Consider the following 26180-nt stretch of genomic DNA (forward strand, 5'->3'; position numbering starts at 1 on the left):
CCCACCGCGCTCAGCCGCCCGCGTCCTGTTCGGCGGCCGCCCCCGGCAGGGGCTCCGGCCCGCCCGGGACCAGCTTGAGGCCTGCGACGGCCAGGATGATCCCGCCGATGAACACGATCTTGGCCGCCGAGACCGGCTCGGCGCCGGTGGCCATCGCATAGGCGACCGTCAGCGCCGCGCCGACGCCGACCCAGACCGCGTATCCGGTGCCGATCGGGATGTGCTTGACCGCCCGTCCCAGGCCGACCATGCTCGCCAGGAGCGCGACGGCGAAGACGGCGGTCGGTCCGGGCTCGGTGAACCCCTCCGACATGCCCATGGCCGTGGCCCACACGGCCTCGAAGACGGCGCTGATGAGAAGGATGATCCACGGCATGCTCAGCTCACCGCCTTCAGACCGATGATGGAACCGACCAGGAGCACCAGCAGCAGGACCTTGGTGACCGACGCGCGGTCCTTCCCGGTGAAGAAGCCCCACACCACGGTGAGCGTGGCGCCGATGCCCACCCACACCGCGTAGGCGGTCCCGGTCGGCAGGGACGTCATGGCCCAGCCGAGCCCGGCCATGCTCAGGGTCAGGGCGACGAAGAAGAGCAGGGTCGGGCGCCGGCGGCGGAAGCCCTCGGAGGCCGACAGGGCCGCCGCCCACACCGCCTCCAGGACGCCGGAGACCACCAACACGAACCACGCCATGAAATGTGGACCTCTTTCCATGGCCGTCTTGTCGTGAAGCGGGTACGGCTCCCTCGTCCGCGGGCCCGATCGCAGGGCCCCTGAAAAACGGTATACGACATCGCGCTTGTTCCCGGCAAGCAGTGTGGGCCCCCGGACGCAGGAAACGATGGAGAAATCCGTCACCACCGACGGGCGGCGCGCGCATTCCCACGCGTTTCCCGTGCAGGGGCGGAGTTCTCGGCGCAGTGGTCCGCACGCCCTTCGGCCGCAGCACTGCGAGCGGGTCCCCTGCCCCGCCCCACCAGGCCGATCGCCGCGGCGGCGCAGAGCATGCCGGCGGCCGCCGCCGGGGTCGGCACCCGGCCGTGCACGGCCCACTCGAGTAGGGCGGTCACCGGCGGCACGCAGAAGAACAGGGCGCTGACCCGCACCGCCTCGCCCCGGGCCACCATCGCGTACAGCAGCGCCGTGGCCCCCACCGAGACCACCGCGGCCATCCACCCGGCCCCGAACAGCAGGCCCGGCTCCCAATCGGTCCGCATCCGGCCGCCGGCCAGGGCGACCGCCCCGAAGACGGCCGCGCTGAACGTGCTCTGCAGCGCCAGCGACGCCCACAGGCCCACCCCCGAGGCGCGGCCCTGGACCAGGGTTCCGGCGGTGATGCCCAGCAGCGCCGCGGACGCGAACGCCACGCCCGCGGCACCGCCCTCGCCACCGGACAGGACCCCCGCGCCCGCCCCCGCCGTCAGCGCGGCCCCGGCCACGCCCAGGGCCGACCCGGCCCACACCGCAGGTCCCCGCCCCGCGCCGGTCACGGCGGCGGTGAGCACCGGCTGCAGGGCCACGATCACGACCACCGTCGCCGCGGGCGCGCCCACCGCCAGAGCCAGGAAGAAGAACCCCTGGTAGAGGACCTGCACGAGCAGGGCCACCGCCCCCAGTCGCAGCCACCGGCGCGCACCGCGGGGCAGGGGGTCGCGCACCAGCGCCCAGATCCCCCACGCGAGCGCGGCGGCGCCCGCCGCGCGGAGGAAGAGGAAGGCCGGGACGGTGGTGTGCGGCAGCCCCAGCTGGACGGCGAGCGGTCCGCTCGCCCACAGCAGGACGAAGGCGGCCGGCGCCGCCGCGGCCGCTTTGGCGGAGGCGGCGGGGGCCGTGGCGGACATGGGGGGCTCCGATCGCCGACGGAAAGGAAGGGGAGAGGGAAACGCGCAAGGAAAGGGCTGAGGAATCCGCAGCGCCGGCGCGCATTCCGCACACCCTTTTTCTAGCCAATCCCCGGCGGCCGCGGGAAATGCCGTTCTCCCATGGGGGTATGCTCTGCGGGCATGGGGTCGACATCCGGCACCTCCGGGCGTTCGTCGCCGCAGTGGAGGAGCGCAGCATCACGCGCGCCGCGCAACGGCTGCACATCACCCAGCCCGCCCTCTCACGCACGCTGTCCGCACTGGAGCAGCAGACGGGCGCCGTGCTGCTGCGCCGCTCTCCCCAGGGCGTCGAGCCCACCGCCGAGGGGGAGGCGTTCCGGGCCCGGGCGCAGCACGTCCTGGAGGCGTTCGACGAGGCGGTCCGCGCCCCGGCCGGGCCGCCGCGCCCGCTGCGGGTCGGCCACCCCTGGGGCGCGTTCGGCCCTTTCACCACCCCGCTGCTGCGGTCCTGGCGCGATGAGCGCCCGGACTGCCCGCTCGAACTGGTCCGCCGCGACGACGCGATGGCCCGCCTGGAGGCCGGGGAGGTGGACGCGTGCGTCGTGCGGGGAGCACCGCCGGGGAGCGGGTACGGCCGTGCGCGGCTGCACCGCGAAGAGCGGTGGGCGGCACTGTCCTCGGGCCACCGGTTGGCGGGGCGGGGGTCTCTGGTCCTGGCCGACCTGGCGGACGAGGGGCTGCTGGTCAACACCGGCACCGGTACCACCGACCCGAGCATGTGGGGCGCGGGGCCGCGCCCGCGCGTGGTGGGCGACACCGCCAACGTCGACGACTGGATCGACCTGATCGCGGCGGGCGCGGGCATCGGGGTGACACTGGGGTCGGTGGCGCTGACCCGCCGGCACGCCGAGGTCGTGTACGTCCCCCTGGAGGACGCGCCGCCGGTGCACGTCCACCTGGTCTGGCGGCCCGGGGCGGTCCACCCGGCGCTGGAGTCCTTCGTCGCGACGGCCCGACGCATCACCGGCGCGGACCGGCACTGAGCCGCCGGACGGGCGTGTTCAGGCGCGGTTTCCTCGGACCGTCGTCAGTCCCTCGGCCGTACCCCGACCGCGAGGAAGAAGCACAGTGCCGCGGAGAACCGCCCGCCCCGGGCGCGGCGCTCCTGGCCGGCGATCCACTCCTCGGCCTCGTCGCCGCTCACCGCCCCGGAGGCGACGGCCCCGCGGGCGGCCCCGGCCACGACCGGCAGGAACACCGGATCGGTCAGCATGAGTACGTGCGCCTCGACCCCGGCGTCCGTGAAGCCCGCGTCCAGCAGCAGCGGTCGGAACCGCCGGGCGCTGTCCGGGGAGGGCAGGCCCCGTGCGACGGCGGCGGTGATGCGCCGGGTCAGGTCCGCGTCGTCGGCGTCGATGAGGTAACCGTCCCAGTCCTGGCCGAGCAGCACGGCCCTGCCCCCGGGGACGAGCACCCGGTACGCCTCGGCGACGGCACGGGCCGGGTCGGGCAGCCCGTGCAACGCCTTCTCGGCCCGGTACCCGGCGGCGGCCCCGTCGTCCAGGGGGAGCAGGGCGGCGTCACCGACCCGCACGTCGGCTCCGGGCACCCGGGCCCGGGCGGCCTCGACCATGCGGGGGTCGGCGTCGATCCCCACCGGCACGGCGCCGCGCCCGGCCAGTTCGGCCACGGCGCGCCCGGCGCCGCAGCCGGCGTCGACCACGGTGCCCCCGGGCGGCGGAGCGATCAGCGTGTGGGACCGCTCGCGCAGGGCGGCGGCCTCCGGGACGGCGTCGAAGGCGTCCAGAGCGGCGATGAGCCCCGCCGTCTCCTCGGCCTCGCGTGCTGCGGGGCGATTCGTCCGGTGCGTGGCGGCCACAGGTCCTCCTCGATCCGGGCGGGCGGTGCCCGCCGGTCTTCTCCGAAGGCCTGAGCATGCGGGTTAATGGCGACATGAAGTCAAGCGAAGGCGGTCGGGAACTGCCGATCGGGGATGCGGCGGCGCGCTTCGGGCTGCGCCCGCACGTGCTGCGCCACTGGGAGGACGAAGGGCTGCTCACGCCGGGCCGGGACGCCGCCGGACGCCGCACGTTCGGCGAGGAGGACCTGGTGCGGATCGCGATGATCATGCACGGCAAGGAGGCCGGGCTCGGGCTGGAGCGGATGCGCGCCCTGCTGGGGGCGCGCGGCGCCGAGGAGCGGCAGCACGTGCTCGCCGAGGGGCTGAGCGGGCTGCGGGAGCGGATCGCCCTGCTGAGCCGGGCGGCCGAGCTCTTGGAGAAGGCCTTGGCCTGCGAGCACGAGGACGTGGTCACCTGCCCGCACTTCCGGCGGATCGTCGCGGAGACGGTGGCCGACACGCGGCCGTGACGGGCTCCGCAGGCGCCGCGGCCGCCCGTGCGCCGTCAGTCCCTGCGTCCGGTCACGGCGAGACCGACCCCCAGGCCGATCATGGTGAGACCTCCGGCGCCGCCGAGGGCGGAGAGCCTGCGGGGCGAGCGGGCGAACCAGGACCGGGCCGAGGAGGCGCCCAGCGCCCAGCAGCTGTCGCAGGCCGCCGCGAGGGCGCTGAAGACCAGGCCGAGCAGGAGCATCTGCAGTGCCACGTGCCCCTGGGCCCGGTCCACGAACTGCGGCAGCACGGCGGCGAGGAACACCAGGGTCTTGGGGTTCGCGGCCCCGACGGCGAAACCGTCCCACACCAGGCGCGGCAGGCCCCCGTGCGCGCCCTGGTCCGCGGACTCGTGCGCCAGGGCCCCGCGCTCGCGCCAGGCCTTGGCGCCCAGGTAGACCAGGTAGGCCGCGCCCGCCAGCTTCAGCGCGGTGAACAGCACGGCCGAGCGCTCCACGAGCGGCGCCAGGCCCAGCGCCACGGCCCCCACGAGCGCGTAGCAGCCGATCGCGTTGCCGACGGCGCCGGCCAGCGCGACGCGCCGCCCGTGCGCAAGGGCGCGGCCCACGACGAAGAGCACGCTGGGGCCGGGGGCGACGATCAGCAGGAACGAGGCGACGGCGAACGCGGTCAGGACATGGGGCTCGATCACCCGGTCATTCCAGCACGGCCGGGGCCCGCCCCTCCAGCCCTTTTCCTCGGTGCCGGGCCCGGCACCGCGCCGGGAGGGGGATAGGCTTCACGCCGTTCACCGAGAGCTGCGGGACCAGCGGGGGGAGTGGCATGGCCGAACCGGTCCGGATGCGGCGGGCGCAGGTCGAGGACGTGGCAGAGATCGTGGCGATGCTGTCCGACGACGCGATCGGGCGTGGGCGCGAGGACACCGGGGACCTGGGGCCCTACCTCTCCGCGTTCAAGGAGATCGACGCCGACCCCCGCCAGCTCCTCGCGGTCGCCGAGACGGGCGGGAGAGCGGTGGGCACACTGCAGCTCACCTTCATTCCCTACCTGTCGCGCGGCGGATCCACCCGTGCCCTGGTCGAGGCGGTGCGCGTCCGGGCCGAAGAGCGCGGGAGGGGGATCGGCGCCCGGATGATGGAGTGGGCCGAGTCCCAGGCCCGCGAACGGGGGTGCTCGCTTATCCAGCTCACCTCTGACCGCACCCGGAAAAACGCCCACCGCTTCTACGGGCGCTTGGGCTACGACCCCACCCACGTCGGCTTCAAGAAGGCGCTTCCCCCTCCGGCCGACTGACGCGGGCCGCTCGCCCTCCGACCGAAATCCGGTTGGGCGGCGTAGGCGCCGTGCGTATCTTCTGCCGCATGGTCGATGAGTGCTTCGGGAATCCGCGGCTGGCGGCGGTCTACGACGCGGTCGAGGGCGACCGCGGCGACCTGGGCGCCTACCTCGGGGCGGCGGAGGAGTGCGGTGCGCGTCGCGTGCTGGACATCGGCTGCGGCACGGGGGTGTTCGCGCTCCTCCTCGCCGGCCGCGGGTTCGAGGTCGTCGGCCTCGACCCCGCCGGGGCGTCCGTCGACGTCGCCGAGGCCAAGGCGGGCGGCGGGCGCGTCCGGTGGATCCGCGGCGACGCGTCCGAGCTTCCGGTGCCGCCCGTCGACCTGGCCACGATGACGGGCAACGTCGCCCAGGCCATCGTGGATCCGGAGGCCTGGCGGGCGACCTTGGAAGGGGCCTACAAGGCGCTGGCCCCCGGAGGGCTCCTGATGTTCGAGACACGGGATCCGGCCGCCCGCGCCTGGGAGCGTTGGAGGCGCGCGTGGACGCACCGCGTCGTGGACGTCGAGGGCGTCGGTGCCGTGGAGACATGGATCGAGGCCACCCGCGTCGCCCTGCCGCTGGTGGAGTTCCGCACGACCTACGTCTTCGCCTCGGACGGACAGGTCCTGACCTCGGATTCGACACTGCGCTTCCGCGAGCGGCAGGAGGTCGAGGACGACCTGCTCGCCCAGGGGTTCACGGTGGAGGAGGTCCGTGGCGCGCCTGACCGGCCGGGCCGCGAGCTCGTGTTCGTGGCCCGGCGCCCTGCGGCGGACGCCACGTGAACCCCTCAAGGGGGACGGCCCAGGGGCCGTGCACCTTGCGCTCCAAGGCCGCCCCTGACCGACCTCGGGGGCTCACGTGCGGGGTCCCCAGTGGTGAACGAACCGTGCACGGCGGCGCGTATCACTCGATCCAGCGGGCGGCGGCCTCGTAGGTGTCCTCCGGGGCCGAGGAGAACGCGATCGCGGCGCCGGGGGCGTGGCGCCGCACCAGGTCGACCACCTGCTCGAACAGTTCGAGCAGGTCGTCGTGCGTGCGTAGGCCCCCTCCGACGACGACGCACTCCCACGGGTGGTTGCGCAGCGCGCGGGCGGCCTGTGCCACGCGCTCCGCCTCGTCTCCGTCCTCCAGGCCCAGCAGGCAGGCCCGGACGCCGACGCCGTGTTCGGCGAAGCGGGCGAGCCCTCTTCGGACCGCTTCGGCAACCGGCTCGGGGTCCCAAGGGCCGGGGACCCGGTAGGGGTCCAGGCCGATCACCAGGACGCGGGGACGGGAGGCAGAGACGTCCACGCGCCGAATCCTACGCCTCCGCCGGACAACGGCCACGGTCACTTCCGGCTCCGGCGCCGACAACGCCTTCCAGGCGCCCCATGACACCACCACTGAGAAGACGAGGAGGGACACCGGCGTAAGGACTCCCAGCGCCACGCCCGTGCTACGAAGGTGATCCGGCTCTTCCGCGGTGGGACCCTCGCGCCAGGGGACGACGTCTGTACGGTCTTTCCATGTCTCACCTTCCCGTGCTGCCCGGGCTGGCGTGCCAGAGCTTCCTCGGGGCCGAGTCGCTTCCGCTGCCCGCGGGGGCGATCTCGGCGTAGGGGGTGAGCGCGAACCCGCTCGCGTAGCGCACGCGCCTGCCGCCCACGCCCGCCAGGCGGCTCCGGTGCGGCCGCCGCAGGTGGGCGTCCATCGCCTCGGCCCCCTCCTCGTGCCAGAGCCGGGCCAGCTCCTCCAGGTCGAAGGCCTCGGCCGCGTTCACCGTCGGCGGCCCCGACCCCGCCCTGCGCACCCGGCCGCGCACCGCCAGCAGCCAGGAGCCGAACACCGTCGCCGCGCACCGGTCCTGCACCGACTCGAAGAAGGTCAGGTCCACCAGCCCCGTGGCGTCGTCCAGGGTGGTGAAGATGATCCGCTGCCCCGACCGCACCGCAGGGGTCTGGGTGGCCACCTTCACCCCCAGGACCAGCACCTGCTCCCCGTGCCGGGCCCGGGACAGGTCGCGGGCGCGCACCGCCCCGTGCCGGGCCGCCAGCGCGGCCAGCACCTCGGCGTAGCAGTCCAGCAGGTGCCGGCTCGCGTCGTAGCCCAGCACCTGCAGCTCGGCCTGCACCTCCTCGGCCGGGGTCATCTCGGGCAGCCCCGCCTCCCGGGCCGCCGCCCCCGGCTCCACCGCCAGCCCCAGCTGGCCCCCGCCCGGGCCCGACCGCCCCGCGCGCTCCAGCTCCCCGGCGCGCAGCAGCAGGTCGCGGCGGCCGGACCGCTCGGCGCCGGGGGCCGCGCCCACCCGGTCCAGCGCCCCGACCTCGATCAGCCGGTCCAGCACGTCACGCGAGACCGCCGCGCGGGAGACGAAGTCGCGCAGCGAGGCGTAGGGCGCCCCGGCGACGACCGCCTCGATCTCGGCCGAGGAGATCCCCTTGACGTCGGCCAGCGAGGCCCGCACCCCCCACCGGCCGTCCGGGGTGGGCTCGGCCCGCCACTCGCGCCCCGACCGGTCGACGTCCACCCCCAGCACCGGCACCCCGAACCGCCGGGCGTCGTCGATGATCGCGCGCTTGGGGTACATGCCCGGCTCGTGGGTGAGGATCCCGGCGTAGAAGGCGGCCGGGTGGTGCCGCTTGAGCCAGGCCGACTGGTAGGTGGGCAGGGCGAACGCCGCGGCGTGGGCCTTGCAGAACCCGAACGAGCCGAACGAGGCCAGGATCTCCCAGGCGCGCTCGACCTCCTCGCCGGGCCGGCCGCACTCCAGCGCCATCCGGGTGAAGACCTCCCGCACCTGCTCGCGCCCCTCCTCGGTGCCCAGGCGGCGGCGCATCACCTCGGCCTGGTCCAGCCCGCAGCCGGTCATCAGGTGCAGCACCATCAGCACCTGCTCGTGGTAGACGACCACCCCGCCGGTCTCGCGCAGCACCTCGGCCAGCACCGGGGAGACCAGGTCGGGGCCGGCCGGCGCGCCCCCCTCGGCGGCCTCCTCGCGGGCGGCCAGGAACGGGGCGACCATGTCGCTGCCCACCGGCCCGGGGCGGAACAGCGAGATGTCGATGATCAGGTCGCCCATGTTCTTCGGCCTGAGCTTGCCCACCAGCTCCCGCTGCCCCGGCGACTCGATCTGGAAGCAGCCCAGGGTGGCCGAGGAGCGGATCATGGCGTAGGTGGCCGGGTCGCCGTCGGGCAGCGCGTCGATGTCGGCCCGCTCCCCGCCGGTGCGCTCGATCTCGTCCAGGGAGTGCGCCATGGCCGACTGCAGGCGCACCCCGATGACGTCGAGCTTGATCAGCCCCATCTCCTCCACGTCGTCCTTGTCGAACTGGACCATGTCGAAGCCGGTGCGGCTGGGCTGCAGCGGCGCCCGGTCGCGCAGCGTCCCGTCCGAGACGACGATGCCGCAGGGGTGCAGGGCCGCGTGCCTGGGCAGCCCGTCGAGCCGCTCGGCCAGGCGGAACAGCGCGCGGGCCGGGTGCGCGCCCAGCCGTCCCGTGCGCAGCTCGGGCAGGTCCTCGCAGGCCTGGCGGATCTGCCGGGCGCGGATCCGGGGGAAGGCCTTGGCCAGCACGTCCACCTCGTGCGGCGGCAGCCCCATGGCCGCGCCCGCGTCGCGGACGGCGCTGCGGGCCCGGTAGGTCTCCAGCATCGACACGCAGGCGGCGCCGGGGTAGCCCTCGAACACCGCCTCGTAGGCCTCCAGGCGCCGGGCCGACTCCACGTCCAGGTCGATGTCGGGCAGCCCCGTGCGCCCGTGCGACAGGAAGCGCTCCATGAGCAGCCCGTTGGCCAGGGGGTCCACCGCCGAGATGCCGATGAGGTGGTTGACCAGGCTGCCGGTGCCCGAGCCGCGGATGGAGCAGCGGATGCCGCGGGCGCGGATGCGCTCGGCGATGTCGGCGACGGTCAGGAAGTAGGGGGAGAACCCCTTGCGCTCGATGATCTCCAGCTCCGCGGCCAGGCGGGAGCGGGCGCGCTCGTCGCCGCGCAGGCCCAGCCGGTCCACGCCCTCCTCGCATGCGCGCCAGAGCCGCTCGCGGGCGCCGGGTACGCGGGGCATGTGCGGCCGCCCCAGGCCCAGGTCGGCCTCGGGGTCCAGGGCGCAGGAGGCGGCCAGGGCGCGGGTGTGCGCGAGCAGGCGGCGGGCCTCGGTGCGGTCGGGCCCGCAGACCCGCTCGGCGATCTCGGCCATCTCCGCGGTGCCCTTGAGGTAGGCCTGGGTCCCGGCGGGTTCGGCGGGCGGGCCGCCCCCGGGGAGCCAGCGGCGCGCCTGGTCGATGACCTGGGCGACCTCGGCGTCCTCGGGGCGGGGGTAGCGCACGGCGTTGCCGAGGACCGCAAGGGTGCGGCTCCGGCGGGCCAGGGCCAGCAGGGCGGCCGCGCGGCGGCGCTGGCCGGGGCCCAGGTGGTCGACGACCTCGACGGCGGTCTCGGCGGCGGCGCGCCAGCCCTCCAGGAGCCTCAGGGCGCGCAGGCCGTGGCCCCGGGCCACGGCCTGCCCCACGTCGGAGCCGGGGCCGAGCAGGACCACCAGGCCCTCGGCGTGGGCGGCGACGGCCTCGGGGGAGACCGCGGGCACGGCCGAGGGGTCGGTTCCGGCGGCGGCGTGGGCGCGGGTGACCAGGCGGCACAGGGAGGCCCAGCCGCGGGCGCCGCGGGCCAGCAGGGTGATGCGGCCGCCGCCGGGGGCGGCCACCGCCAGGCTCACCCCCAGGATCGGGCGGATGCCGGCGTCGCGGCAGGCCTTGAGGTGGGCCACGGCACCGTACACGCCGTCGCGGTCGGTCAGCGCGAGCATGTCCATGCCCAGCTCGGCGGCGCGTTCGACCAGCGCGGCGGGGTGGGAGGTGCCGTGGCGCATGGAGGCCGAGGAGGCCGTGTCCAGGTGGACGAAGGGGGCGGGCGCGGTCACGGGTGCCCCCTTCGTGCCCGTTCCGCCCGCGGCCGCACCGGCATCGCGCTCCTCCCCCTCGCGGATCGGCGCCCGGGACGGGCGCGCGGCCCGGGCGCGGCGCGGCCCCGGCGGCGAACCACCCAGAGCGCTCACACCGGCACACGACGGGGAAGACGGGCCGAAATCGAACTTCTGTACGAATACTAGCGCAGATGGTGCCTTAGGTGCACCTGTGACCTGGGAGAAGAGGGGGGAGCGGCGGCAGGGAGGCCCGCAGCCGCAGGGGTTCCCGGTGTCCGAAAGAGGCACGGGCGCCCGCCCCGGCGCGTCCGGCCGATGCGCCGGGGCGCCGCCGGGCAGCATGGGAGCGGACGCGGCGGGGCGGGGGGCCGCGCGNGGGCGGAAGCGGAGAGGGCCCCACCATGTGGCACGACATGTTCGTCCCCGACATACCCACAGCCGAGAAGACCGTCCGGACCGTCCTGGTGTACCTGGCCCTGTACCTGATTCTGCGGCTGGGCGGGAAGCGCGACCTGGCCCAGCTCAACACCATGGACCTGGTCGTGGTCCTGCTGCTGTCCAACGTGGTGCAGAACGCCGTCATCGGCCAGGACTTCTCGGTCACCGGGGGCGTGGTCGGCGCGGTCGTGCTCATGGCGGCCGACTGGGCGATGGTGCGGCTGCGCACCCGCTGGTGGTGGGCCTGGCGGCTGTTCGAGGGCCGGACCAGCGTCCTGGTGCGCGACGGCCGGTACGACCGGCGCACCATGTGGCGGCTCGGGGTGCGCAAGGCCGACGTCGAACAGGTGGTGCGCCGGGACGGCGGTTCAGGGGTGGGCGACGCCGAGCGCGTCATGCTGGAGCCGGACGGCACTCTGCTCGTGGAGCTGCGCCAGGGCAAGCGCGCGGCGACGGCGGGCCAGGTCCGGGCCCTGGAACAGCGGCTCGCCCGGATCGAGAACCTGCTGAGCGAACAGTCCGGAAACGGCCAGGGGGACGGTGGGGGCCAGGCGGGCCGCAACCGGTAGCGTCGGCCTTCGATGCGGCGCACACGCCCATCCGTCGGCCCCGGTCGGCGGCGGGGCGGCGCCCACGGGAGGAGGCCCCCGATGGCGGTACCGCGCGGCGCGCCGACGCGCCGGCTCCTGGTGGGCGGCGCGGCCGCCGGCCCCCTGTTCGTCGCGGTGTTCACGGCCGCCGGCGCCCTGCGCCCCGACTACGACCCGCTCCGCCACCCGGTCAGCTCGCTCGCCCTCACCGGGGACGGGTGGGTGCAGGCGGCGAACTTCCTGCTGGCCGGGGGGCTGCTGGTCCTCCTCGCCGCGGGGATGCGCCGGGTGCCGGTCGGCGGGCGCACCGGCGCGGCCCCGTGGGCGGTCGGCGCCGCCGGGGTGGGCCTGGCGGGCGCCGGGGTCTTCCCCGGGGACCCGCTCAGCGGCTACCCGCCCGGCAGCCCCGACGAGATCGTCTACACCCCCGCGGGGGTGGCCCACGACGCGTTCTCGATGCTGGTCTTCATCGGGCTCCCCGTGGCCTGCGTCGTCTTCGGCGTACGCGCCCTGCGCGCACGGTGGTGGGCCGCGGCCGCCTACTCCCTGCTGAGCGCGGTCGCGGGCGTCGTCTTCTTCGTCCTCGCCGGCACCGGCTTCGAGCAGGCCCCCGGCCTCGTCGACCTGGCCGGGCTGTACCAGCGCGCGTCCATCGTGTGCCTGCTGGGGTGGACCACCGTGGCCGCGCTGCTCCTGCTGCGCGAGGAGCGCCGCCGCGCTCCCGGAGAGGCCTGACCGCCGCGGCCCCTCAGGGAGCGCGTCCACCGCGCTGAGCCGCGGGAACGGGGCGCACAGGCGATTCACGGTAGCGTTGAAGGCATGGAGTCAGTACCGGCGGAGCGGCCGTCCACCTCGGTCGAGGACTACGTCAAGGTCATCTACGACCTGCAGGAGAGGGGGAGCGGCCCGGTCACCATCTCGGCGATGGCCGAGCGGCTGTCGGTGTCCAACTCCTCGGTCTCGGGGATGCTGCGCAAGCTCGGCGACCTGGGCCTGGTCGACCACCGCCGGTACGGGTCGGTGCGCCTGACCGAGACCGGGACCAAGGCCGCGCTGGCGGTGCTGCGCCGCCACCGCCTGCTGGAGACCTACCTGGTGGAGGCGCTGGGCTACTCCTGGGACGAGGTGCACGACGAGGCCGAGGAGCTGGAGCACGTCGTCTCCGACAAGTTCGTCGAGCGCATCTCCGCCCGCCTGGGCGACCCGGTGGCCGACCCGCACGGCGACCCCATCCCCACCCGCGACGGCCGGGTGGTCAACCGCGCCACCGGCCTGCTCTCGGACGCCGAGGCCGGCGCGGTCGGCACCATCGTCCGGGTCAACGACACCGACCCCGAACTGCTGCGCTACCTGTCCGAGCAGCGCATCGGCATCGGCATGCACGTGGAGGTGGTCGAGCGCCAGCCCTACGGCGGCTCGCTCATCGTGCGCATCGGCTCGGGGGAGGACGCCTGCGAGCGCTCCCTGGGCCTGATGGCCGCCGAAGCGCTGTGGATCGCGCCCGACTGACCCCTGCCGCCCCGTTCCCGTGCAACGGGCGCGGTCCGCCCTCCCGGCGGGAAGGGCGGACCGCACATCTCAGGCGAGCGGCCCCTGCGCGCTAGGCGCGCCAGGCCTCCGCTGCGCGGCGCCGGTCGCCCGACCGGCGCGCCAGGCCGGCGCCGATGAGCAGGCCCGCCGGCACCAGCCCCAGCAGGAACCCGCTGGGGCCGACCAGCGCCGCGCAACCCAGGGCCCACAGGCCGATCGCCCATCCCGCGTAGGCCGGCACCGCTTCGCCGCGGCGCCCCGTCCTGGCCACGAGGAGGCCGAGCACGGCCAAGGGGACCACGAAGCCGCCCGGCAGCGCCCAGAAGCCCAGCATCGACTCCGTGGACGTCCCGTGGCTCCACAGCTCGCCCGAGAACCATTCCCCCCAGTAGGGGTGGGGGAGGAAGAAGAGGGTGTGCAGCAGCGCGATGGCCGCCATGCTCCACCCGCCGGCAACGGTGAGTCGCGCTGAGGTGTCCATGGGCCCAGCCTGGCGCTCCGCGCCCGCCCCGGTGATCCCCCGCGAGGGGGACGGGGCGGCCCCGCCCGGGGGATTCCTCCGGGGTGCCCCGTGTCCCTCGGGAACGCGGGCCCGGCTCTGTCCCGGCGGTGCGGGGCCCTATAGGTTCGGTGATCATGACCGTGCTGCGTGGTACCTACGTCACCCTGCGACCCGCGACCGACGACGACGTCCCCGCACTGGCCGCCATCCGCCGCACCCCCGAGGTGCGGGCCTGGTGGCGCGCGGCCGAGGACATGGACGCCGAGGTCTCCCGGGACCTGGCCGATCCCGACACCCGTACGCTGGCCGTCGAGTACGACGGCCGCACCGTCGGCGCGATCCAGTGGGCGGCTGAACAGGACCCCGACTACCGGCACGCCGGGATCGACGTCTACCTGGCCCCCGCCGTGCACGGGAAGGGCCTGGGCACCGATGCGGTGCGCACACTGGCGGCCCACCTGGTCGACGAGGAGGGCCACCACCGCCTGACCATCGACCCCGCGGCCGACAACACCGCGGCGATCCGCGCCTACATCAAGGTCGGCTTCCGCCCCGTGGGCGTCCTGCGGCGCTACGAGCGCGGCGACGACGGCACATTCCACGACGGTCTGCTGATGGACCTCCTGGCCGAGGAATTGATCCGCTGATCTCTTCCCGGACCCTCTGACAAGGGGCGGCGGCCCGCACAATTCCGCAAATCCCCGCGTTCTCTCTTTCCCCTCTCGCGCCGCCGCCCCCTCCGCTATGTTCTCCGCATGCCGTCACTCGAACACGAGTTCCCCCTCGACATCATCCGGCACCGCCCCGAGGTCGCCGTAGAGCTCCTCGAAGCCGCCCAGCAGGTGCCGGTACCGAAATACTCCCGCACGCGTTGCGAATCGGGCGACGCAACGACCACCGCGGCGACGGAATACCGCATCGACTCCGCGGTCGTGTGCGAAGAGGACGATGTCCCGCAAATGGCGATCATCGTCGAGAACCAGCTGAAGAAGGACGGGGAGAAGGAGTTCAGCTGGCCCGTCTACGTCAGCACCCTCCGTGCCCGCCTGAGGTGCCCCGTCAAGCTCCTGGTGCTGGTGCCGAAGGCGAGCGTCTGCCAGTGGTGCGCCACCCCGATCGACCTGGGGTGCGGCGAGGTCCGGCCCGTGCCGCTCCTCATGGGGTCGGTCGCGCCCATCACCGACCCTGAGCAGGCGCGGGCCCATCCGGAACTGGCCATCATCGCGGCCGCCCACAACGACGCGCGCGACCGCGCCGCGCTGGACGCCCTTCCGGCGGCCCTGGAGGCCATCGATCAGTCGGTGACCAGTCTGTATTCTGATTACGTGCTGGCGGCGCTGCCGCGTGCGGCGCGAAAGTACCTGGAGGAGATCATGGGAACGGGAACCTACGAGTACAAGACCCGGCTCTTCCGCCGCTCATTCCAGGACGGCAGGGACGCCGGGATGGCCGCGGGGAAGGCCGCGGGGAAGGCCGACGACATCATCACCTTCCTCCGGGCCCGCGGCATCGAGGTCACCGAGGACGCGCGCGAGCGCATCACCTCGTGCACCGACATCGACCGCCTCGACACCTGGGTCCGCCGCGCGGCCACGGTCTCCTCCGCCGAGGAGCTCTTCGACGACTGACCACCGCGGGCCGGGGCGCCGCAGTGCCCCGGCCCGCGCCCTACCCGGCGTTCCGCGCCTCGTTCGCCCTGGCGACGAAGTCGATCATCTCCTGCGTCGGGCCGCCGTGCCCGGCGGTGATCTCCTCGGCCCTGCCCTCGCGCATCCGGTACAGCGACTCCTTCAATCCGTCGTCGCCGCCGTGGAAGGACTCCAGCAGCGCCATCCACCGGCGGGCCAGCTCCCGCCCCTCGTCCGAGGCCGGGTCGGTTCCGTCCTCCACCGCCCGGCCCACCGCCGCGATCAGCTCCGGCCAGGCGGCGATGTCGGCGCCCACCGCCTCCTCCCCGCGCTCGTGTCGGCGCCGCTGCAGCTCCCGCAGCCGCTCCTCGCCGAAGTAGGCCCTCACCGTCTCGTCCACGCTGCTCATCCCTTCGATCACGCGCATCAGGCGCTCGGATTCGGGCGCCGAACCGCCGCGCGCCGCTTGCAGGACCGCCGACAACCGTCCGCGCAGTCCCCCGAGGGCGGCGATGCGCCGCTCGACCTGGGCCAACTGCCCGGTCAGAAGCTCGTCCAGCCCCGGACCCCCGCCCTGCAGGACCGAGCGCACCTCTTCCAGAGGCAGGCCCAGATCACGCAGGGCCAATGCGCGGTAGAGCAGACGCACGTCCGCCTCGGTGTAGAGCCGGTGCCCGGAGGCGGTGCGCTCGGAGGGCCGCACCAGACCGATGCCGTCGTAGTGGTGCAGGGCCCGCACCGTCAGGCCGGTCGCCCTGGCCAGTTCGCCGACCTTCCACACGTGGCCTCCGCCCTCCATGCCCGCCCCCGTTCGCGTCCGCGCCGCTCCGGCGCCCCGTTCCTGTGTCGCCGATGACGCTAGGGCCTCACGCTGCGTGAGGTTCAAACCCGCACAATCGACACAATCGACAACCGGTCCCACGGGTGCATGGACAGCGGCCTCCCTGCCCGGACCCTGCGCGTCGGCCCTCGGGGGTCAGCGCCCCGCGAGGGCGCAGTCGCCGCACGTGCCGCAGCCCGGGATGCGGTAGTAGAGGCAGCAGGTGCTGCGCCGGAAGGAGTCGGCCATCGTCGCGCCGGGCCGGCCGGGCCCGCCCAGGCCCTCCAGCGGCGGGCGGGCCATCAGCGCCGCGCCGAGCCCGGCGGCCGCGCCGGCCAGCCCGGGGCGGGCCGAGGCCAGGGCCGCGACCGTGCCGCCCAGGGAGGAGGCGGCGTTGCCCCACAGCAGCCGCGGCGCCACCTTCACCTGCGCGCGCACCGCCCCCGCCAGGGGCGCGAGCATGCCCTGAAGCACGTGCTCGGCCAGGCCGTCAGCGGCCGCGCCGGGCTCCGGGCCGACGGGCACCCCTGGGCCGCCGGTGCGTGCCAGGAGCAGGCCCGCCCCCTCCGTGTACCAGCCCAGCGCCCGCTGATCGGGCACCACGCCGCCGGCCAGCGCGGCCGCGGCGGCCGGGGAGAGCACCCGGGAGGCGATGCCCTGGAAGAAGATGGAGGCGGCTACACGCGGTTCGACGTCGTCGAGGTGGCGGCCGGCCCGCCCGGCCAGGCGCTCGCGGACCGCGGCGATCCGGGAGGCGAGGAAGGCGCCGTCGGTCCACAGGTCGGCCGCCGGCCGCACCTGTCCGGCGGGGGCGCGCACCACCTCGAAGAAGGCGTTGATCCCGGCGGCCTCGTCCAGCGCCCGGTCCAGGACCGCGTACGCGGCGGTCTCGGCCATCGTCGGCTCCTCCCGTCGTCGGTGCCCCGCGGGGCCTCGCCCTCGGCCAGGCCAGCCTAGATCGGCGGCCCCCGGCGGCNAGGCCGACGCCCCGCTCACCCGTCCCCGCGCCCCGCGCACACCCCAGGGCCTTCGACGAGCAGCCGTTCACGGACGAGCGGGCGGCCGTCCATGAACGCCTCCTGGGCCCGCGAGCCGTCCGGTCGCCGCCCTTGTCTGCTCCACCGGTCCGCCGCGGGGAGGAAAAGGGGCGGGACCCCGGAACCGCGTTCGTCGTGCCGTGCGGCAGAGGACACGAGGAACGCCCGGCCCTCCCGGGGGACCTGACACCCGGAACCCTGCCGCCGGGCCGCGGTGGGGGTGCAATGGGGAAGGTATACGGACCGAAACACCTAGTTCAGTCCACCTGTGATAGAAGTTAGGCATGCCGAACATTTGCCGTAGCCGGCCCTCACTCCGCCCCTGGGGTGCCGCCTGGCTCGCCGCCGCGCTGCTCAGCGCCGCCGCATGCTCGGCCGCCCCCGCCGACGACGGGGGCGACGGCCGCCCCAAGGTGCTGACCACCTTCACCGTCATGGCCGACATGGCCCGCAACGTCGCCGGCGATCACCTGGAGGTCGCCTCCGTCACCCGCCCCGGCGCCGAGATCCACGGCTACGAGCCCACCCCCGAGGACCTGGTCCGCGCCCAGGACGCCGACCTGATCCTGGACAACGGACTGGGCCTGGAGGCCTGGTTCTCCCAGTTCACCGACCGCATCGACGCCCCCACCGCCACCCTGACCGAGGGCGTGGAGACCATCCCCATCGCCGCCGGCGAGTACGAGGGCCGCGCCAACCCGCACGCCTGGATGTCGCCCGACAACGCCGCCGTCTACATCGCCAACATCCGCGACGCCCTCTCCGAGCTCGACCCCGGCCACGCCGAGGACTACGCCGCCAACGCCGAGGCCTACACCGCCGAGGTCGCCGAGGTCGGCGACTACCTGGAGACCGAGCTCAACGCCCTGCCCGAGGGGGCGCGCGCCCTGGTCACCTGCGAGGGCGCCTTCTCCTACCTGGCCCGCGACACCGGCCTGCGCGAGAAGTACCTGTGGCCGGTCAACGCCGACTCCCAGGGCACCCCCCGCCAGATCGCCTCGGCCGTGGAGTTCGTCCGCGACAACGAGGTGCCCGCCGTCTTCTGCGAGACCACCGTCAACGACAAGGCCCAGCGCCAGGTCGCCCAGGAGAGCGGCGCCCGCTTCGCCGGGGACCTCTACGTCGACTCGCTGTCCGAGCCCGACGGCCCCGTGCCCACCTACCTGGACCTGCTCCGCCACGACGCCCGCACCATCGTCGAAGGCCTGACCGGCGAAGAGCCCGAAGCCGACCCCGAGGAGGACGCACCGTGACCGCGCCCGCCCGCGCGCCCGAGGCCCCTGCCACGGGCCACCCGGCCATCGACGCCCGCGGCCTGACCGTCCGCTACGGCGACGTGCTCGCCCTGGACGCCGCCGACCTGCGCGTGGAGTCCGGCACCGTCTGCGCCCTGCTGGGCGCCAACGGCTCGGGCAAGTCCACCCTCTTCTCCGCCCTCATCGGGCTGGTGCCCCTGGCCGGTGGGCAGGTGCTGCTGCACGGCCGCACCCCCGACCGCGCCCGCAAGGCGGGCCTGGTGGCCTACGTCCCGCAGAGCGAGCGCATCGACCACTCCTTCCCCGTCCGGGTCGTCGACGTGGTCATGATGGGCCGCTACGGCCACATGGGCCCCATGCGCCGCCCCCGCGCCGCCGACCGCCGGGCCGTCGCCGAGGCCCTGGAGCGCACCGGCCTGAGCCACCTGGCCCACCGCCAGGTCGGCGCCCTGTCCGGCGGCCAGCGCAAGCGCGCCTTCGTGGCCCGCGGCATCGCCCAGGGCGCCGACCTGTTCCTGCTCGACGAGCCCTTCGCCGGCGTCGACAAGGGCTCGGAGGCCACCATCACCGAGGTCCTGCACGGCATGCGCGAAGAGGGCCGCACCCTGCTGGTGTCCACCCACGACCTGGCCGGCGCCGGCGAGCTGTGCGACCGCGCGGTGCTCTTGCAGCGCCGCGTGCTCGCCGAGGGCGCCCCCGAGCAGGTGCTCACCCCCGAGCGCCTGGCCGAGGTCTTCGGCATCACCGCCCCCGGGGCCTCGGCCCGACCGCGCCACGACGGGCAGGAGGCGGCATGGAGGCGCTGAACGCCCTGGTCCAGTGGTTCACCGTGCCGCTGCAGTTCGACTTCATGTGGCGCGCCATGCTGGTCAGCGTGGTCGCCGGGGCGGTGTGCGCGGTGCTGTCCTGCTGGATGACGCTGATCGGCTGGTCGCTGATGGGCGACGCGGTCTCCCACGCCGTGCTGCCCGGCGTGGTCCTGTCCTACCTGCTGGGCCTGCCCTTCGCGGTGGGGGCGCTGGTCTTCGGCGCCGGGTCGGTCGCCCTGATCGGGGTGGTCAACCGCACCTCGCGGGTCAAGGAGGACGCCGCCATCGGGGTGGTCTTCACCGCCCTGTTCGCCGTGGGCGTGCTGCTGGTCTCCAAGATCCCCAGCCAGACCGACCTGATGCACATCCTGTTCGGCAACGTCCTGGGGGTCTCCGACGCCGACATCGCCCAGGTGCTGGCGGCCGGCGCCGTGGTGCTCGCGGTGGTGCTGGTCAAGCACCGCGACCTGACCCTGTACGCCTTCGACCGGGTGCACGCCCACGCCATCGGCCTGAACCCGCGCCGCCTGGAGGCGCTGCTGCTGGGCCTGCTGGCGGTCACCGTCGTGGTGGCCCTGCAGGCCGTGGGCATCATCCTGGTGGTGGCCATGGTCATCGTCCCCGGTGCCACCGCCTACCTGCTCACCGACCGCTTCGAGCGCATGCTGGCCATCGCGGTGGCGGTCGCGGTGACCGCCTCGGTGCTGGGCACCTACCTGAGCTTCCACCTGGACGCGGCCACCGGCGGGGCGGTCGTGGCGGTGCAGGCCTGCGCCTTCGCCCTGGCCTACCTGTTCGCCCCCCGCCACGGGGTGGCCGCCGGTGCGCTGCGGCGGGCGCGGCAGGCCCGGCGCACCGGCGAGCCCGCCGACCCGGCCAGCGCGCCTTGAGCGGCGGGGCGGGGCCGCGGCCCCGCCCCGGCCTGCTCAGCGCCCGAAGAAGTCCCGCAGGACCGGGGCCAGCACCCGGGGGTCCACGTCGTGGCCCTGCCCCTGCAGGGTGGTGCGGCGCACGTCGTGCAGGACCGCGGCCAGGGCGTCGGCGGCGTCGGCGAAGAAGTGCTCGCTCTTGCCGCCGTCGGCCACCAGCACCGGCGCCCGCACCGCGGCCCAGCGGTGCGCCGGCAGCGGCACCCCGGACATGGTGCCGCCCATCACCGCGGCGTCATAGGCCAGGGTGTGGGCCACCTGCTCCATCTGCGCGAAGGAGGGGTCCTCGCGCATGGGCGCCAGGAACTCGGAGGGCAGGCCCACCGCGGCGGTCATGAAGTACTCCACCGCCTCGGCCCGGCGCCCCTGGGCCGCCAGCGCCCCCACCCGGACCGCGTAGTCCGGCGGCAGCGGCGGACGGGAGGCGTCCACGATGAACGGCGGCTCGTACAGCGCCAGCGCCTCCACCGCCAGCCCGTGCGCGGCGGCCTCCAGCGCCAGCACCGCGCCCGAGGACAGGCCGAACAGGCGCGCCCGCCCGCCGGCGGCGTGCACCAGCGCGTCCAGGTCCTCGACCTCGCGCCCGACGGCGTAGGGGGCGCTGTCCCCGCTGTCGCCGCGGCCGCGCCGGTCGTAGGTGTAGACGGTCGCCGAGTCCTGGAGCAGGTCGGCCAGCGCCGCCCCCAAGGGGTTGAACGCCCGGTGGCCCAGGGCTCCGTCGACCAGGATCAGCGCCGGCCCCGAGCCCCGGCGTTCGTAGGCGATACGGGTGCCGTCGCGTGAGGTGGCGAATTCCATCGTTGCTCTCCTGCCAGTACTCGTGTCGAAGGGGGCGACGCCGGCGGGGGCGGCGTCGCAGGTCAGGCGGCGGCCAGGAACTCCGCGACCATCGGGGCCAGGTAGCGTTCGCGGTGCACGGCACCGGTGTGGGTGGTGCCGGGGAGGACGGCCAGCCGGGCGTCGGGCAGCCCGGCCAGGTCTCCGGGCACGCCCCCGCCCAGCAGGCGGAACATCTCGGCGGCGTGCTCGGGGCGCACGATGTCGGCGTCGCCCGTCACCAGCAGGACGGGGGCCGCCACCGAGCGCACCTGCCCGCGCGTCCACTCCGGGGCGTTGCCGGGGGCGTCCATGTCCTTGACGCGCTCCACCAGTGCCGCCCAGCCGCCGGGGTCGGGAGCCAGGGCCGTGTACTCCTCGTGGAAGGGGGTGCCCTCCAGGTCCTGCGGCGACAGGTGCTCGATGCCCTGCACGACCTCGGGGTACATGCCCTCGGAGTGAAAGGCCATGGACACCAGCACCAGCCGGCGCACGAGCCCCGGGCGGTCGAGGGCGAGCTGGAGGGCCACGCCCGCGCCCATGCTGTAGCCCAGCACGTCCACCCGCCCCAGCCCCAGCTCGCCGATGAGGGCGGCGATGTCCCGGGCCAGGTGCTCCACGCGCAGCGGGCGGTCGATGTCGGGGGTGCGGCCGTGCGCCTGCATCTCCACCGCGATGACCCGCCGCTGCCGCGCCAGCTCGGGCAGGAGCGCCCCGAAGCCGGACCCGATGCCCGTCAGGGCCCCGTGCAGCAGCACCAGCGGGTCGCCCTGCCCGTGCACCTCGTAGTACATGTCCACGCCGTTGGCGGTGACGCGCCCGCCGGGGGCCGGGGCCTCCGGGGAGGGGGTGGTGGTCATCGGCCGGTGTCCTTTCCGCGAGCGGCGGCGCCGGGCCGGGCGCCGCCTTCACCCCTTCAGACCCGGGCCGTGCGCCGAACTCATCGCTGCGCCCGGCCCGATCTCCGGCGCCCGGTAGTGTTGCCGGGGTGACCGACTCCGTCCGCCGCCGGCTGCGCCGCCGCCACCTGCTCCACCGCTGGACCCCGGTGTCGTCCGGGGCCTCCGGGGACCGGGTGTGGCACCTGTCGGGGCGCGGGGGCCTGTACGTGAAGATCGGCGCCGACCCGGCCGCCCTGCGCGCCGAGGCCGAGCGCGCCGAATGGCTGCGGTCCCAGGGGGTGGCCGCCCCCGAACCGGTCGAGTCCGGCGAGGACGACGGCACGGGGTGGCTGGTCTCCCGGGCGGTCCCGGGCCGACCGGTGTCAGGGGAGTGGCCGGCGCACCTGCGCGCCCCGGTCGTGGCGGCCTTCGCCCGGCTGGCGCGGCGCCTGCACGACCTGCCGGCCGCCGAGTGCCCCTTCGAGCGCGGCCTCGACCACACGGTGCCCCAGGCCCGCGAGCGCGTGCGGCGGAACCTGGTCGAGGCGGGCGACTTCGACGCCGAGCGTGCCGGGACCGCCCCCGGGCAGGCCTTGGCCGAGCTGGAGCGGACCGCGCCCTCCGAGCCCGGGCCGGACCGGGTGGTCTGCCACGGCGACCTGACCCCCGACAATGCGCTGGTGGACCCGGCGACACTGGAGTGGACGGGCGTGGTGGACACCGGGCGCCTCGGCCGGGCCGACCGCCACCTGGACCTGGCCGTGGCCCTGCGCGACCTGGACGGCGCCCCGGCCTGGGGCCCGAACTTCGCCCGCGCCTTCGCCCACCACTACGGCGACCACCTGATCGACCCCGACCGGCTGGCGTTCTACCGGCTGCTGGACGAGTTCTTCTAAGGCCCCGCAGCCTTTCTGCGGGGCCCGGGGGGCGGGTGGTGCCGTGCCCAGGGCAAGGGCACAGACACCACGGGGAGCCGTCGAAGACCCCCGGCGTTGCTGAGGTGGTCAGAGGGTCGGCGGTCCTGGCCCCGCCCTCATGGCGTCCGCGCCCCGGTGCCGCCCGCTGCACGGCAGGGCCCCGGGGCTACGGCCGGAGCACGACCCGGCCGAACACCTCGCCGGCCGCCATCGCGGTGTGGGCCCGGACCGCCTGCTCCAGGGGCATCTCCTCGTGCACGACCGTGCGCAGCTCCCCGCGGACCGCGTCGGCGAACTGGCCGGCCGCCACCCGGCCCCGCTCGGCCGCGGGCACGGTGTCCAGGCTCAGCGACGCGTACGAGACCGATTTGAGGAACCCGCTGATGAGCGCGGAGCCGAAGTCCGTCGGCGGCATGCCGCCGACGATGCCCACGGCCACCAGGCGCCCGTTGGGGTTGAGCCGGGCCAGGAAGGAGGGCAGGTCCGGGCCGGCCACCACGTCGACGACGGCGTCGAACCCCGTGGGCCCCTCCCCGGCGCCGGAGCGGTCCAGGACACTGGTGGCGCCCAGCTCCCGCAGCCGTGCACCGCGCTCGGCGGAGGAGGCGGTCACCGCCACCGACGCGGCACCGGCGCGGGCCGCCAACTGCACCGCCGCGATCCCGATGCTCCCCGACGCGCCGCGCACCAGCACCGAGGCGCCAGGGGCCAGACCGGCGCGGGCCAGGCCGAAGTGGGCCACCGCCCCCGACCCGCCCAGGGTGACCGCGCCGGCCGCCGACAGCCCCGGCGGCAGGGGCACGACCTCCTCCTCCGCGGCCAGGGCCTGCTCGGCGTACCCGCCGCCCCTGCCGGTGAGCGCCCAGACGCGGCGGCCGACCCAGGAGGCGTCCACGCCCTGCCCGACCGCGGCCACGGTGCCGGCCACCTCGCTGCCGGGGACGTGGCCCTCCCTGAGGCCGTAGCCGGCGAGGTCTCCGCGCACGGCCAGGGCGTCGAGCCCGCCGACGCCTGCGGCCTCGACGCAGACCAGGACCTGTCCCTGCGCCGGGCGCGGCTCGGGCAGGTCGATGACCGCCAGGCCCTCGGGGGCTCCGAACCGCTGGATCGCGACCGCTTTCATCGCCGTCTCCTGGAGAAATCGGGACCGATGGGAACACGGGAGGACGGACGGCGGGCCGCGAAGACGGCCCCGCAGGCCTCCACCCCCGGAACGCTAAGCGGACGCCCCCGTCCACTTGTCTAAAGTGAAAAGGGTGACCGAGCGATTGCCTCACAACCTGCGCTCCGATGCGCGGGACAACCGCGAGCGCATCCTGGCGGCCGCCCGCGCGCTGTTCGCCTCCGAGGGGCTGGAGGTGCCCATGCGGGAGGTGGCCCGGCGCGCCGGGGTCAGCCCCGCCACGCTGTACCGGCGCTTCCCGACCAAGCAGAACCTGGCCACCGAGGCCTTCGCCGAGCAGACCCGCCGGTGCCGCGCCCACCTGGACGAGGCGCGGGCCGACCCCGACCCCTGGCGCGGTCTCCGCCGGCTGATCGAGCGGATCTGCGAGCTGCACGCGCGCGACCGCGGGTTCACCGACGCCTTCCTGGCGGCCTATCCCGGGTCCGTCGACTTCGCCCAGGAGCGCGGCCACGCGCTGGCGTGCCTGGCCGAGCTGGCGCGGCGGGCCAAGGCCGCCGGGCGGCTGCGCCCCGACTTCGCGGTGGAGGACCTGCTCCTGATGCTCATGGCCCACCGCGGCGTCCACGCCGCCTCGGCCCCGGCCCGCCTGGCGGCCTCACGGCGCTTCGCCGCCTTCGTGGTCCAGGCCTTCGAGGCGGCACCCGAGCACGAGCCCCTCCCGCCCGTCCCGGACCTGACCCCGCTGGACCTGCGCACCTTCGTCTAGGAGCAGGCGGCGCCCCGGCTCGCGGCCTTCGGCCCTCAGGGGGCGCCGAGGTCGTGGGCGATGCGCAAGAGGGACTTCACGGCGTCGAGTTCGTCCGGCGAGATGGAACCGAGCAGCTCTCCTTCTTCGAGGAGTCCGCGGTGGACGGGTTCCATGTCCAGTACGAGCACCACTCCGCTGACCGGTCCGCTGATGCGAGCGGCGAACAAGGTCTCCTTCTCGCCGAGGCCGTCGACGCCGGGGATCACCGCAATAAAGGGGGAGGACCCGTATTCCAGCGCTCCGCCGGCGAGGACGACGACCTCGCTCCGGCGGCGGCGGTCGATCCGGTAGACGTCGCCCTCATGTACGCAGCCGGCCGTCCTCGCGCTCCTCCGCCTCCCGGCGCCCCGTACTCCGCCAGGACGTCCGCGGTGTCGGCCGCCATCCGGTCGATCATGGCCTGGCAGATGTAGGAGGACACGCTGACGCCCTGCTCGGCGGCCACGTTCTCCACCTTGTCCGCGACGACCTGGGGAACGGTGACCGTCACTCGCGCAGTAGCCGTGAAGGGAGCGTCGACCGGTACGCATCACGGTGTGCACCGCGCGGCGACCACGGACCACACCACCAGGTCGCGGCGGCGGCCGTTGAGCTCCAGGTAGCTGCGCAGCAGGCCCTCGCGCTCGAAGCCCGCACGCTCGGCCACGCGCAGGGAGGCGGTGTTCCACGGCTCGATGTGCAGCTCGACCCGGGCCAGCCCCAGCTCCTCCAGGCCCCACCGGGCCAGGGCCGCCACGGCGCGCGAGGCCAGGCCCCGGCCCCGGGCGGCGGGCAGCAGCCAATAGCCCGCCGACGCCCGCCCGGCGTCCATCCGGTCCCGCCACAGCCCGACCGCCCCCACCGCCGCGCCGTGCCCGTCCACGACCAGCGGGTACCCCACGCCCTCCCGGGCCAGGCGGCGCTGGTGGGCGATGAACCCCATCGCCGCCTGCTCGGAGGAGAGCCGGGGCACACCGCCGATGTCGACCAGTGCGGGGTCGACGGCGGCCTCGCGCAGCATGTGCCGGTCGCCGTCCCTCCAGGGGCGCAGCACCAGGCCGCCGCCCTCCGGCTCGATCACCGGCGGGGACAGCGGCGGCTCGGGGAATCCGGGCATGGGCCGATCGTTCCGCCGCCCCGCACGGCCGGGCAACGGGTTTTCCACGGCCCGGGTCGGCCGCGGGCCCTTGCCGCCGAAGCGGCCCGCGCGCATGCTGGGCCACCGTGAGCCTGATCGCCGAACCCATCGCCACCGAGCGGCTGCTGCTGGGGCCACTGCGCACCGACCACGCCGCGCCCATGGCCGCGGTCCTGGCCGACCCCCGGCTCTACCACCGCATCGGCGGCGCGCCGCCCACCCCGGCCGAGCTGCGCCGCCGCTACACCGCCATGCTCGCCGGCCCCGGGGAGCCGGGCCATGCCCGGCTGAACCGGATCATCGGCGACCCCGAACCCGCCGGAACGGTGCAGGCCACCGTCACCCCCGGCGACAGCGGCCCCAGCGCCGCCCTGGCCTGGATCGCGGGCACCGGCCGGCAGGCCGCCGACGGCGTGAGGTGCATCACCGCCGCCATCGCCCCCGGGCACCGCGCCTCCGAGGGCGTGGCCCGCTCCTGCGGCACGGCCCCCACCGCCGAACGGCAGGCAGGGGAGCGGATCCGGCGCTCCGCGGCCCCCGCCTGCGCACCGCCCCGGTAAGCCCCGGGACCCGGCCTCACCGC

At 75.2% G+C, this 26180-nt stretch carries 31 protein-coding genes and 1 riboswitch; of the genes, 15 read left to right on the top strand and 16 right to left on the bottom strand.

Going from position 1 to position 26180, the window contains the following annotated elements:
- Positions 1-10 precede the first annotated feature (10 nt).
- The 3 genes from D450_RS0105420 to D450_RS0105430 all read right to left on the bottom strand — a co-directional run bounded on the left by D450_RS0105420 (position 11) and on the right by D450_RS0105430 (position 1841).
- A complete protein-coding gene (locus D450_RS0105420; protein WP_017537659.1) occupies positions 11-376 on the bottom strand; it encodes a DMT family transporter in 366 nt (121 codons plus the stop codon).
- 2 nt (positions 377-378) lie between these two features.
- Positions 379-693 (bottom strand): DMT family transporter, encoded by a 315-nt coding sequence (locus tag D450_RS0105425; RefSeq protein WP_017537660.1) that lies wholly within the window; start codon positions 691-693, stop codon positions 379-381.
- Between the two features lie 18 nt (positions 694-711).
- A riboswitch (guanidine-III (ykkC-III) riboswitch) is annotated at positions 712-776 on the bottom strand.
- Between the two features lie 78 nt (positions 777-854).
- A complete protein-coding gene (locus D450_RS0105430) occupies positions 855-1841 on the bottom strand; it encodes a DMT family transporter (protein ID WP_017537661.1) in 987 nt (328 codons plus the stop codon).
- Positions 1842-1990: 149 nt separating this feature from the next.
- Between D450_RS0105430 and D450_RS0105435 the strand changes: the two genes are divergently transcribed.
- Positions 1991-2866 (top strand): LysR family transcriptional regulator, encoded by an 876-nt coding sequence (locus D450_RS0105435; protein WP_017537662.1) that lies wholly within the window; start codon positions 1991-1993, stop codon positions 2864-2866.
- Positions 2867-2910: 44 nt separating this feature from the next.
- Here D450_RS0105435 and D450_RS0105440 read toward each other — a convergent pair whose 3' ends face one another.
- Positions 2911-3702, bottom strand: coding sequence for a methyltransferase domain-containing protein (locus D450_RS0105440; protein ID WP_017537663.1), 792 nt, complete (start codon positions 3700-3702; stop codon positions 2911-2913).
- A gap of 74 nt (positions 3703-3776) precedes the next feature.
- Here D450_RS0105440 and D450_RS0105445 point away from each other — a divergent pair, with 74 nt between their 5' ends.
- Positions 3777-4193 (top strand): MerR family transcriptional regulator, encoded by a 417-nt coding sequence (locus D450_RS0105445; protein WP_017537664.1) that lies wholly within the window; start codon positions 3777-3779, stop codon positions 4191-4193.
- Positions 4194-4228: 35 nt separating this feature from the next.
- Here the strand turns inward: D450_RS0105445 and D450_RS0105450 are convergent, their stop codons facing one another.
- A complete protein-coding gene (locus D450_RS0105450; RefSeq protein WP_017537665.1) occupies positions 4229-4867 on the bottom strand; it encodes a LysE family translocator in 639 nt (212 codons plus the stop codon).
- A 131-nt stretch (positions 4868-4998) separates the two neighbouring features.
- Between D450_RS0105450 and D450_RS0105455 the strand changes: the two genes are divergently transcribed.
- The gene (locus D450_RS0105455) at positions 4999-5469 is read left to right on the top strand and encodes a GNAT family N-acetyltransferase (protein ID WP_017537666.1); all 471 of its coding nucleotides are present in this window, start codon (positions 4999-5001) and stop codon (positions 5467-5469) included.
- Between the two features lie 68 nt (positions 5470-5537).
- Positions 5538-6278 carry a class I SAM-dependent methyltransferase gene (locus D450_RS0105460; protein WP_026128400.1) on the top strand — a complete coding sequence of 247 codons (741 nt, stop codon included), beginning with the start codon at positions 5538-5540 and terminating at the stop codon, positions 6276-6278.
- A gap of 121 nt (positions 6279-6399) precedes the next feature.
- On the opposite strand, the gene D450_RS0105465 is transcribed toward D450_RS0105460, so the two are convergent.
- Both D450_RS0105465 and D450_RS0105470 read right to left on the bottom strand, forming a co-directional pair.
- A complete protein-coding gene (locus D450_RS0105465; protein WP_017537668.1) occupies positions 6400-6786 on the bottom strand; it encodes a hypothetical protein in 387 nt (128 codons plus the stop codon).
- 220 nt (positions 6787-7006) lie between these two features.
- On the bottom strand, positions 7007-10390 hold the full coding sequence (locus tag D450_RS0105470; RefSeq protein WP_017537669.1) for a DNA polymerase III subunit alpha: 3384 nt from the start codon (positions 10388-10390) through the stop codon (positions 7007-7009).
- Positions 10391-10806: 416 nt separating this feature from the next.
- Here D450_RS0105470 and D450_RS0105475 point away from each other — a divergent pair, with 416 nt between their 5' ends.
- The 3 genes from D450_RS0105475 (at position 10807) to D450_RS0105485 (ending at position 12930) form a co-directional block, all read left to right on the top strand.
- Positions 10807-11400, top strand: coding sequence for a DUF421 domain-containing protein (locus D450_RS0105475; protein WP_241483067.1), 594 nt, complete (start codon positions 10807-10809; stop codon positions 11398-11400).
- An 81-nt stretch (positions 11401-11481) separates the two neighbouring features.
- Positions 11482-12156: a DUF998 domain-containing protein gene (locus D450_RS0105480; RefSeq protein ID WP_017537671.1), complete on the top strand. Its 675-nt coding sequence runs from the start codon at positions 11482-11484 to the stop codon at positions 12154-12156.
- Between the two features lie 84 nt (positions 12157-12240).
- Positions 12241-12930 carry a metal-dependent transcriptional regulator gene (locus D450_RS0105485; RefSeq protein ID WP_017537672.1) on the top strand — a complete coding sequence of 230 codons (690 nt, stop codon included), beginning with the start codon at positions 12241-12243 and terminating at the stop codon, positions 12928-12930.
- Positions 12931-13021: 91 nt separating this feature from the next.
- On the opposite strand, the gene D450_RS0105490 is transcribed toward D450_RS0105485, so the two are convergent.
- Complete coding sequence (locus D450_RS0105490; RefSeq protein WP_239647232.1) at positions 13022-13432, bottom strand: DUF6463 family protein; 411 nt, start codon at positions 13430-13432, stop codon at positions 13022-13024.
- 155 nt (positions 13433-13587) lie between these two features.
- Between D450_RS0105490 and D450_RS0105495 the strand changes: the two genes are divergently transcribed.
- Both D450_RS0105495 and D450_RS29525 read left to right on the top strand, forming a co-directional pair.
- Complete coding sequence (locus tag D450_RS0105495; protein ID WP_017537674.1) at positions 13588-14100, top strand: GNAT family N-acetyltransferase; 513 nt, start codon at positions 13588-13590, stop codon at positions 14098-14100.
- Between the two features lie 108 nt (positions 14101-14208).
- Complete coding sequence (locus tag D450_RS29525) at positions 14209-15081, top strand: hypothetical protein (RefSeq protein ID WP_026128401.1); 873 nt, start codon at positions 14209-14211, stop codon at positions 15079-15081.
- Between the two features lie 40 nt (positions 15082-15121).
- Here D450_RS29525 and D450_RS0105505 read toward each other — a convergent pair whose 3' ends face one another.
- Both D450_RS0105505 and D450_RS0105510 read right to left on the bottom strand, forming a co-directional pair.
- Positions 15122-15880, bottom strand: a complete 759-nt coding sequence (locus tag D450_RS0105505) for a MerR family transcriptional regulator (protein ID WP_017537677.1) — start codon at positions 15878-15880, stop codon at positions 15122-15124.
- Between the two features lie 177 nt (positions 15881-16057).
- A complete protein-coding gene (locus D450_RS0105510; RefSeq protein WP_017537678.1) occupies positions 16058-16798 on the bottom strand; it encodes a (2Fe-2S)-binding protein in 741 nt (246 codons plus the stop codon).
- A gap of 424 nt (positions 16799-17222) precedes the next feature.
- On the opposite strand from D450_RS0105510, the gene D450_RS0105515 reads away from it, so the two are divergent.
- The 3 genes from D450_RS0105515 to D450_RS0105525 are packed head-to-tail and all read left to right on the top strand — an operon-like array spanning position 17223 to position 19893.
- Positions 17223-18191 carry a metal ABC transporter substrate-binding protein gene (locus tag D450_RS0105515; RefSeq protein WP_017537679.1) on the top strand — a complete coding sequence of 323 codons (969 nt, stop codon included), beginning with the start codon at positions 17223-17225 and terminating at the stop codon, positions 18189-18191.
- Positions 18188-19000, top strand: coding sequence for a metal ABC transporter ATP-binding protein (locus D450_RS0105520; protein ID WP_017537680.1), 813 nt, complete (start codon positions 18188-18190; stop codon positions 18998-19000). The genes D450_RS0105515 and D450_RS0105520 overlap by 4 nt, the downstream gene beginning before the upstream one ends.
- A complete protein-coding gene (locus D450_RS0105525; RefSeq protein ID WP_017537681.1) occupies positions 18988-19893 on the top strand; it encodes a metal ABC transporter permease in 906 nt (301 codons plus the stop codon). Before D450_RS0105520 ends, D450_RS0105525 begins: the two co-directional genes overlap by 13 nt.
- 36 nt (positions 19894-19929) lie before the next feature.
- Here the strand turns inward: D450_RS0105525 and D450_RS0105530 are convergent, their stop codons facing one another.
- Positions 19930-20730 (bottom strand): alpha/beta fold hydrolase, encoded by an 801-nt coding sequence (locus D450_RS0105530; RefSeq protein WP_017537682.1) that lies wholly within the window; start codon positions 20728-20730, stop codon positions 19930-19932.
- Positions 20731-20792: 62 nt separating this feature from the next.
- A complete protein-coding gene (locus tag D450_RS0105535) occupies positions 20793-21608 on the bottom strand; it encodes an alpha/beta fold hydrolase (protein ID WP_017537683.1) in 816 nt (271 codons plus the stop codon).
- Positions 21609-21736: 128 nt separating this feature from the next.
- Here D450_RS0105535 and D450_RS0105540 point away from each other — a divergent pair, with 128 nt between their 5' ends.
- Entirely contained in the window at positions 21737-22525 is a 789-nt protein-coding gene (locus D450_RS0105540; protein WP_017537684.1) for an APH(3') family aminoglycoside O-phosphotransferase, read from the top strand.
- A gap of 187 nt (positions 22526-22712) precedes the next feature.
- On the opposite strand, the gene D450_RS0105545 is transcribed toward D450_RS0105540, so the two are convergent.
- Positions 22713-23669 carry a zinc-binding dehydrogenase gene (locus D450_RS0105545; RefSeq protein ID WP_017537685.1) on the bottom strand — a complete coding sequence of 319 codons (957 nt, stop codon included), beginning with the start codon at positions 23667-23669 and terminating at the stop codon, positions 22713-22715.
- 145 nt (positions 23670-23814) lie between these two features.
- On the opposite strand from D450_RS0105545, the gene D450_RS0105550 reads away from it, so the two are divergent.
- Positions 23815-24438: a TetR/AcrR family transcriptional regulator gene (locus D450_RS0105550; protein WP_017537686.1), complete on the top strand. Its 624-nt coding sequence runs from the start codon at positions 23815-23817 to the stop codon at positions 24436-24438.
- 35 nt (positions 24439-24473) lie between these two features.
- Here the strand turns inward: D450_RS0105550 and D450_RS0105555 are convergent, their stop codons facing one another.
- Genes D450_RS0105555 through D450_RS0105565 form a run of 3 tightly spaced genes read right to left on the bottom strand, consistent with a single transcriptional unit; the run spans position 24474 to position 25576 of the window.
- Positions 24474-24647: a hypothetical protein gene (locus D450_RS0105555; RefSeq protein WP_241483068.1), complete on the bottom strand. Its 174-nt coding sequence runs from the start codon at positions 24645-24647 to the stop codon at positions 24474-24476.
- 35 nt (positions 24648-24682) lie between these two features.
- On the bottom strand, positions 24683-24970 hold the full coding sequence (locus D450_RS0105560) for a hypothetical protein (protein ID WP_017537688.1): 288 nt from the start codon (positions 24968-24970) through the stop codon (positions 24683-24685).
- Positions 24971-25009: 39 nt separating this feature from the next.
- The gene (locus tag D450_RS0105565) at positions 25010-25576 is read right to left on the bottom strand and encodes a GNAT family N-acetyltransferase (protein WP_017537689.1); all 567 of its coding nucleotides are present in this window, start codon (positions 25574-25576) and stop codon (positions 25010-25012) included.
- 107 nt (positions 25577-25683) lie between these two features.
- On the opposite strand from D450_RS0105565, the gene D450_RS0105570 reads away from it, so the two are divergent.
- A complete protein-coding gene (locus tag D450_RS0105570) occupies positions 25684-26157 on the top strand; it encodes a GNAT family N-acetyltransferase (RefSeq protein ID WP_017537690.1) in 474 nt (157 codons plus the stop codon).
- Positions 26158-26180: the final 23 nt, after the last annotated feature.

It is taken from the genome of Nocardiopsis halophila DSM 44494, from assembly GCF_000341245.1.
In the GTDB taxonomy this organism is placed as follows: Bacteria; Actinomycetota; Actinomycetes; order Streptosporangiales; family Streptosporangiaceae; genus Nocardiopsis_A; species Nocardiopsis_A halophila.

Coding starts and splice junctions, on each gene's coding strand:
- D450_RS0105420 (WP_017537659.1), bottom strand. CDS start 376: ATGCCGTGGATCATCCTTCTCATCAGCGCCGTCTTCGAGGCCGTGTGG.
- D450_RS0105425 (WP_017537660.1), bottom strand. CDS start 693: ATGGCGTGGTTCGTGTTGGTGGTCTCCGGCGTCCTGGAGGCGGTGTGG.
- D450_RS0105430 (WP_017537661.1), bottom strand. CDS start 1,841: ATGTCCGCCACGGCCCCCGCCGCCTCCGCCAAAGCGGCCGCGGCGGCG.
- D450_RS0105435 (WP_017537662.1), top strand. CDS start 1,991: ATGCTCTGCGGGCATGGGGTCGACATCCGGCACCTCCGGGCGTTCGTC.
- D450_RS0105445 (WP_017537664.1), top strand. CDS start 3,777: ATGAAGTCAAGCGAAGGCGGTCGGGAACTGCCGATCGGGGATGCGGCG.
- D450_RS0105455 (WP_017537666.1), top strand. CDS start 4,999: ATGGCCGAACCGGTCCGGATGCGGCGGGCGCAGGTCGAGGACGTGGCA.
- D450_RS0105460 (WP_026128400.1), top strand. CDS start 5,538: ATGGTCGATGAGTGCTTCGGGAATCCGCGGCTGGCGGCGGTCTACGAC.
- D450_RS0105475 (WP_241483067.1), top strand. CDS start 10,807: ATGTTCGTCCCCGACATACCCACAGCCGAGAAGACCGTCCGGACCGTC.
- D450_RS0105480 (WP_017537671.1), top strand. CDS start 11,482: ATGGCGGTACCGCGCGGCGCGCCGACGCGCCGGCTCCTGGTGGGCGGC.
- D450_RS0105485 (WP_017537672.1), top strand. CDS start 12,241: ATGGAGTCAGTACCGGCGGAGCGGCCGTCCACCTCGGTCGAGGACTAC.
- D450_RS0105490 (WP_239647232.1), bottom strand. CDS start 13,432: ATGGACACCTCAGCGCGACTCACCGTTGCCGGCGGGTGGAGCATGGCG.
- D450_RS0105495 (WP_017537674.1), top strand. CDS start 13,588: ATGACCGTGCTGCGTGGTACCTACGTCACCCTGCGACCCGCGACCGAC.
- D450_RS29525 (WP_026128401.1), top strand. CDS start 14,209: ATGCCGTCACTCGAACACGAGTTCCCCCTCGACATCATCCGGCACCGC.
- D450_RS0105505 (WP_017537677.1), bottom strand. CDS start 15,880: ATGGAGGGCGGAGGCCACGTGTGGAAGGTCGGCGAACTGGCCAGGGCG.
- D450_RS0105510 (WP_017537678.1), bottom strand. CDS start 16,798: ATGGCCGAGACCGCCGCGTACGCGGTCCTGGACCGGGCGCTGGACGAG.
- D450_RS0105515 (WP_017537679.1), top strand. CDS start 17,223: ATGCCGAACATTTGCCGTAGCCGGCCCTCACTCCGCCCCTGGGGTGCC.
- D450_RS0105525 (WP_017537681.1), top strand. CDS start 18,988: ATGGAGGCGCTGAACGCCCTGGTCCAGTGGTTCACCGTGCCGCTGCAG.
- D450_RS0105530 (WP_017537682.1), bottom strand. CDS start 20,730: ATGGAATTCGCCACCTCACGCGACGGCACCCGTATCGCCTACGAACGC.
- D450_RS0105535 (WP_017537683.1), bottom strand. CDS start 21,608: ATGACCACCACCCCCTCCCCGGAGGCCCCGGCCCCCGGCGGGCGCGTC.
- D450_RS0105545 (WP_017537685.1), bottom strand. CDS start 23,669: ATGAAAGCGGTCGCGATCCAGCGGTTCGGAGCCCCCGAGGGCCTGGCG.
- D450_RS0105565 (WP_017537689.1), bottom strand. CDS start 25,576: ATGCCCGGATTCCCCGAGCCGCCGCTGTCCCCGCCGGTGATCGAGCCG.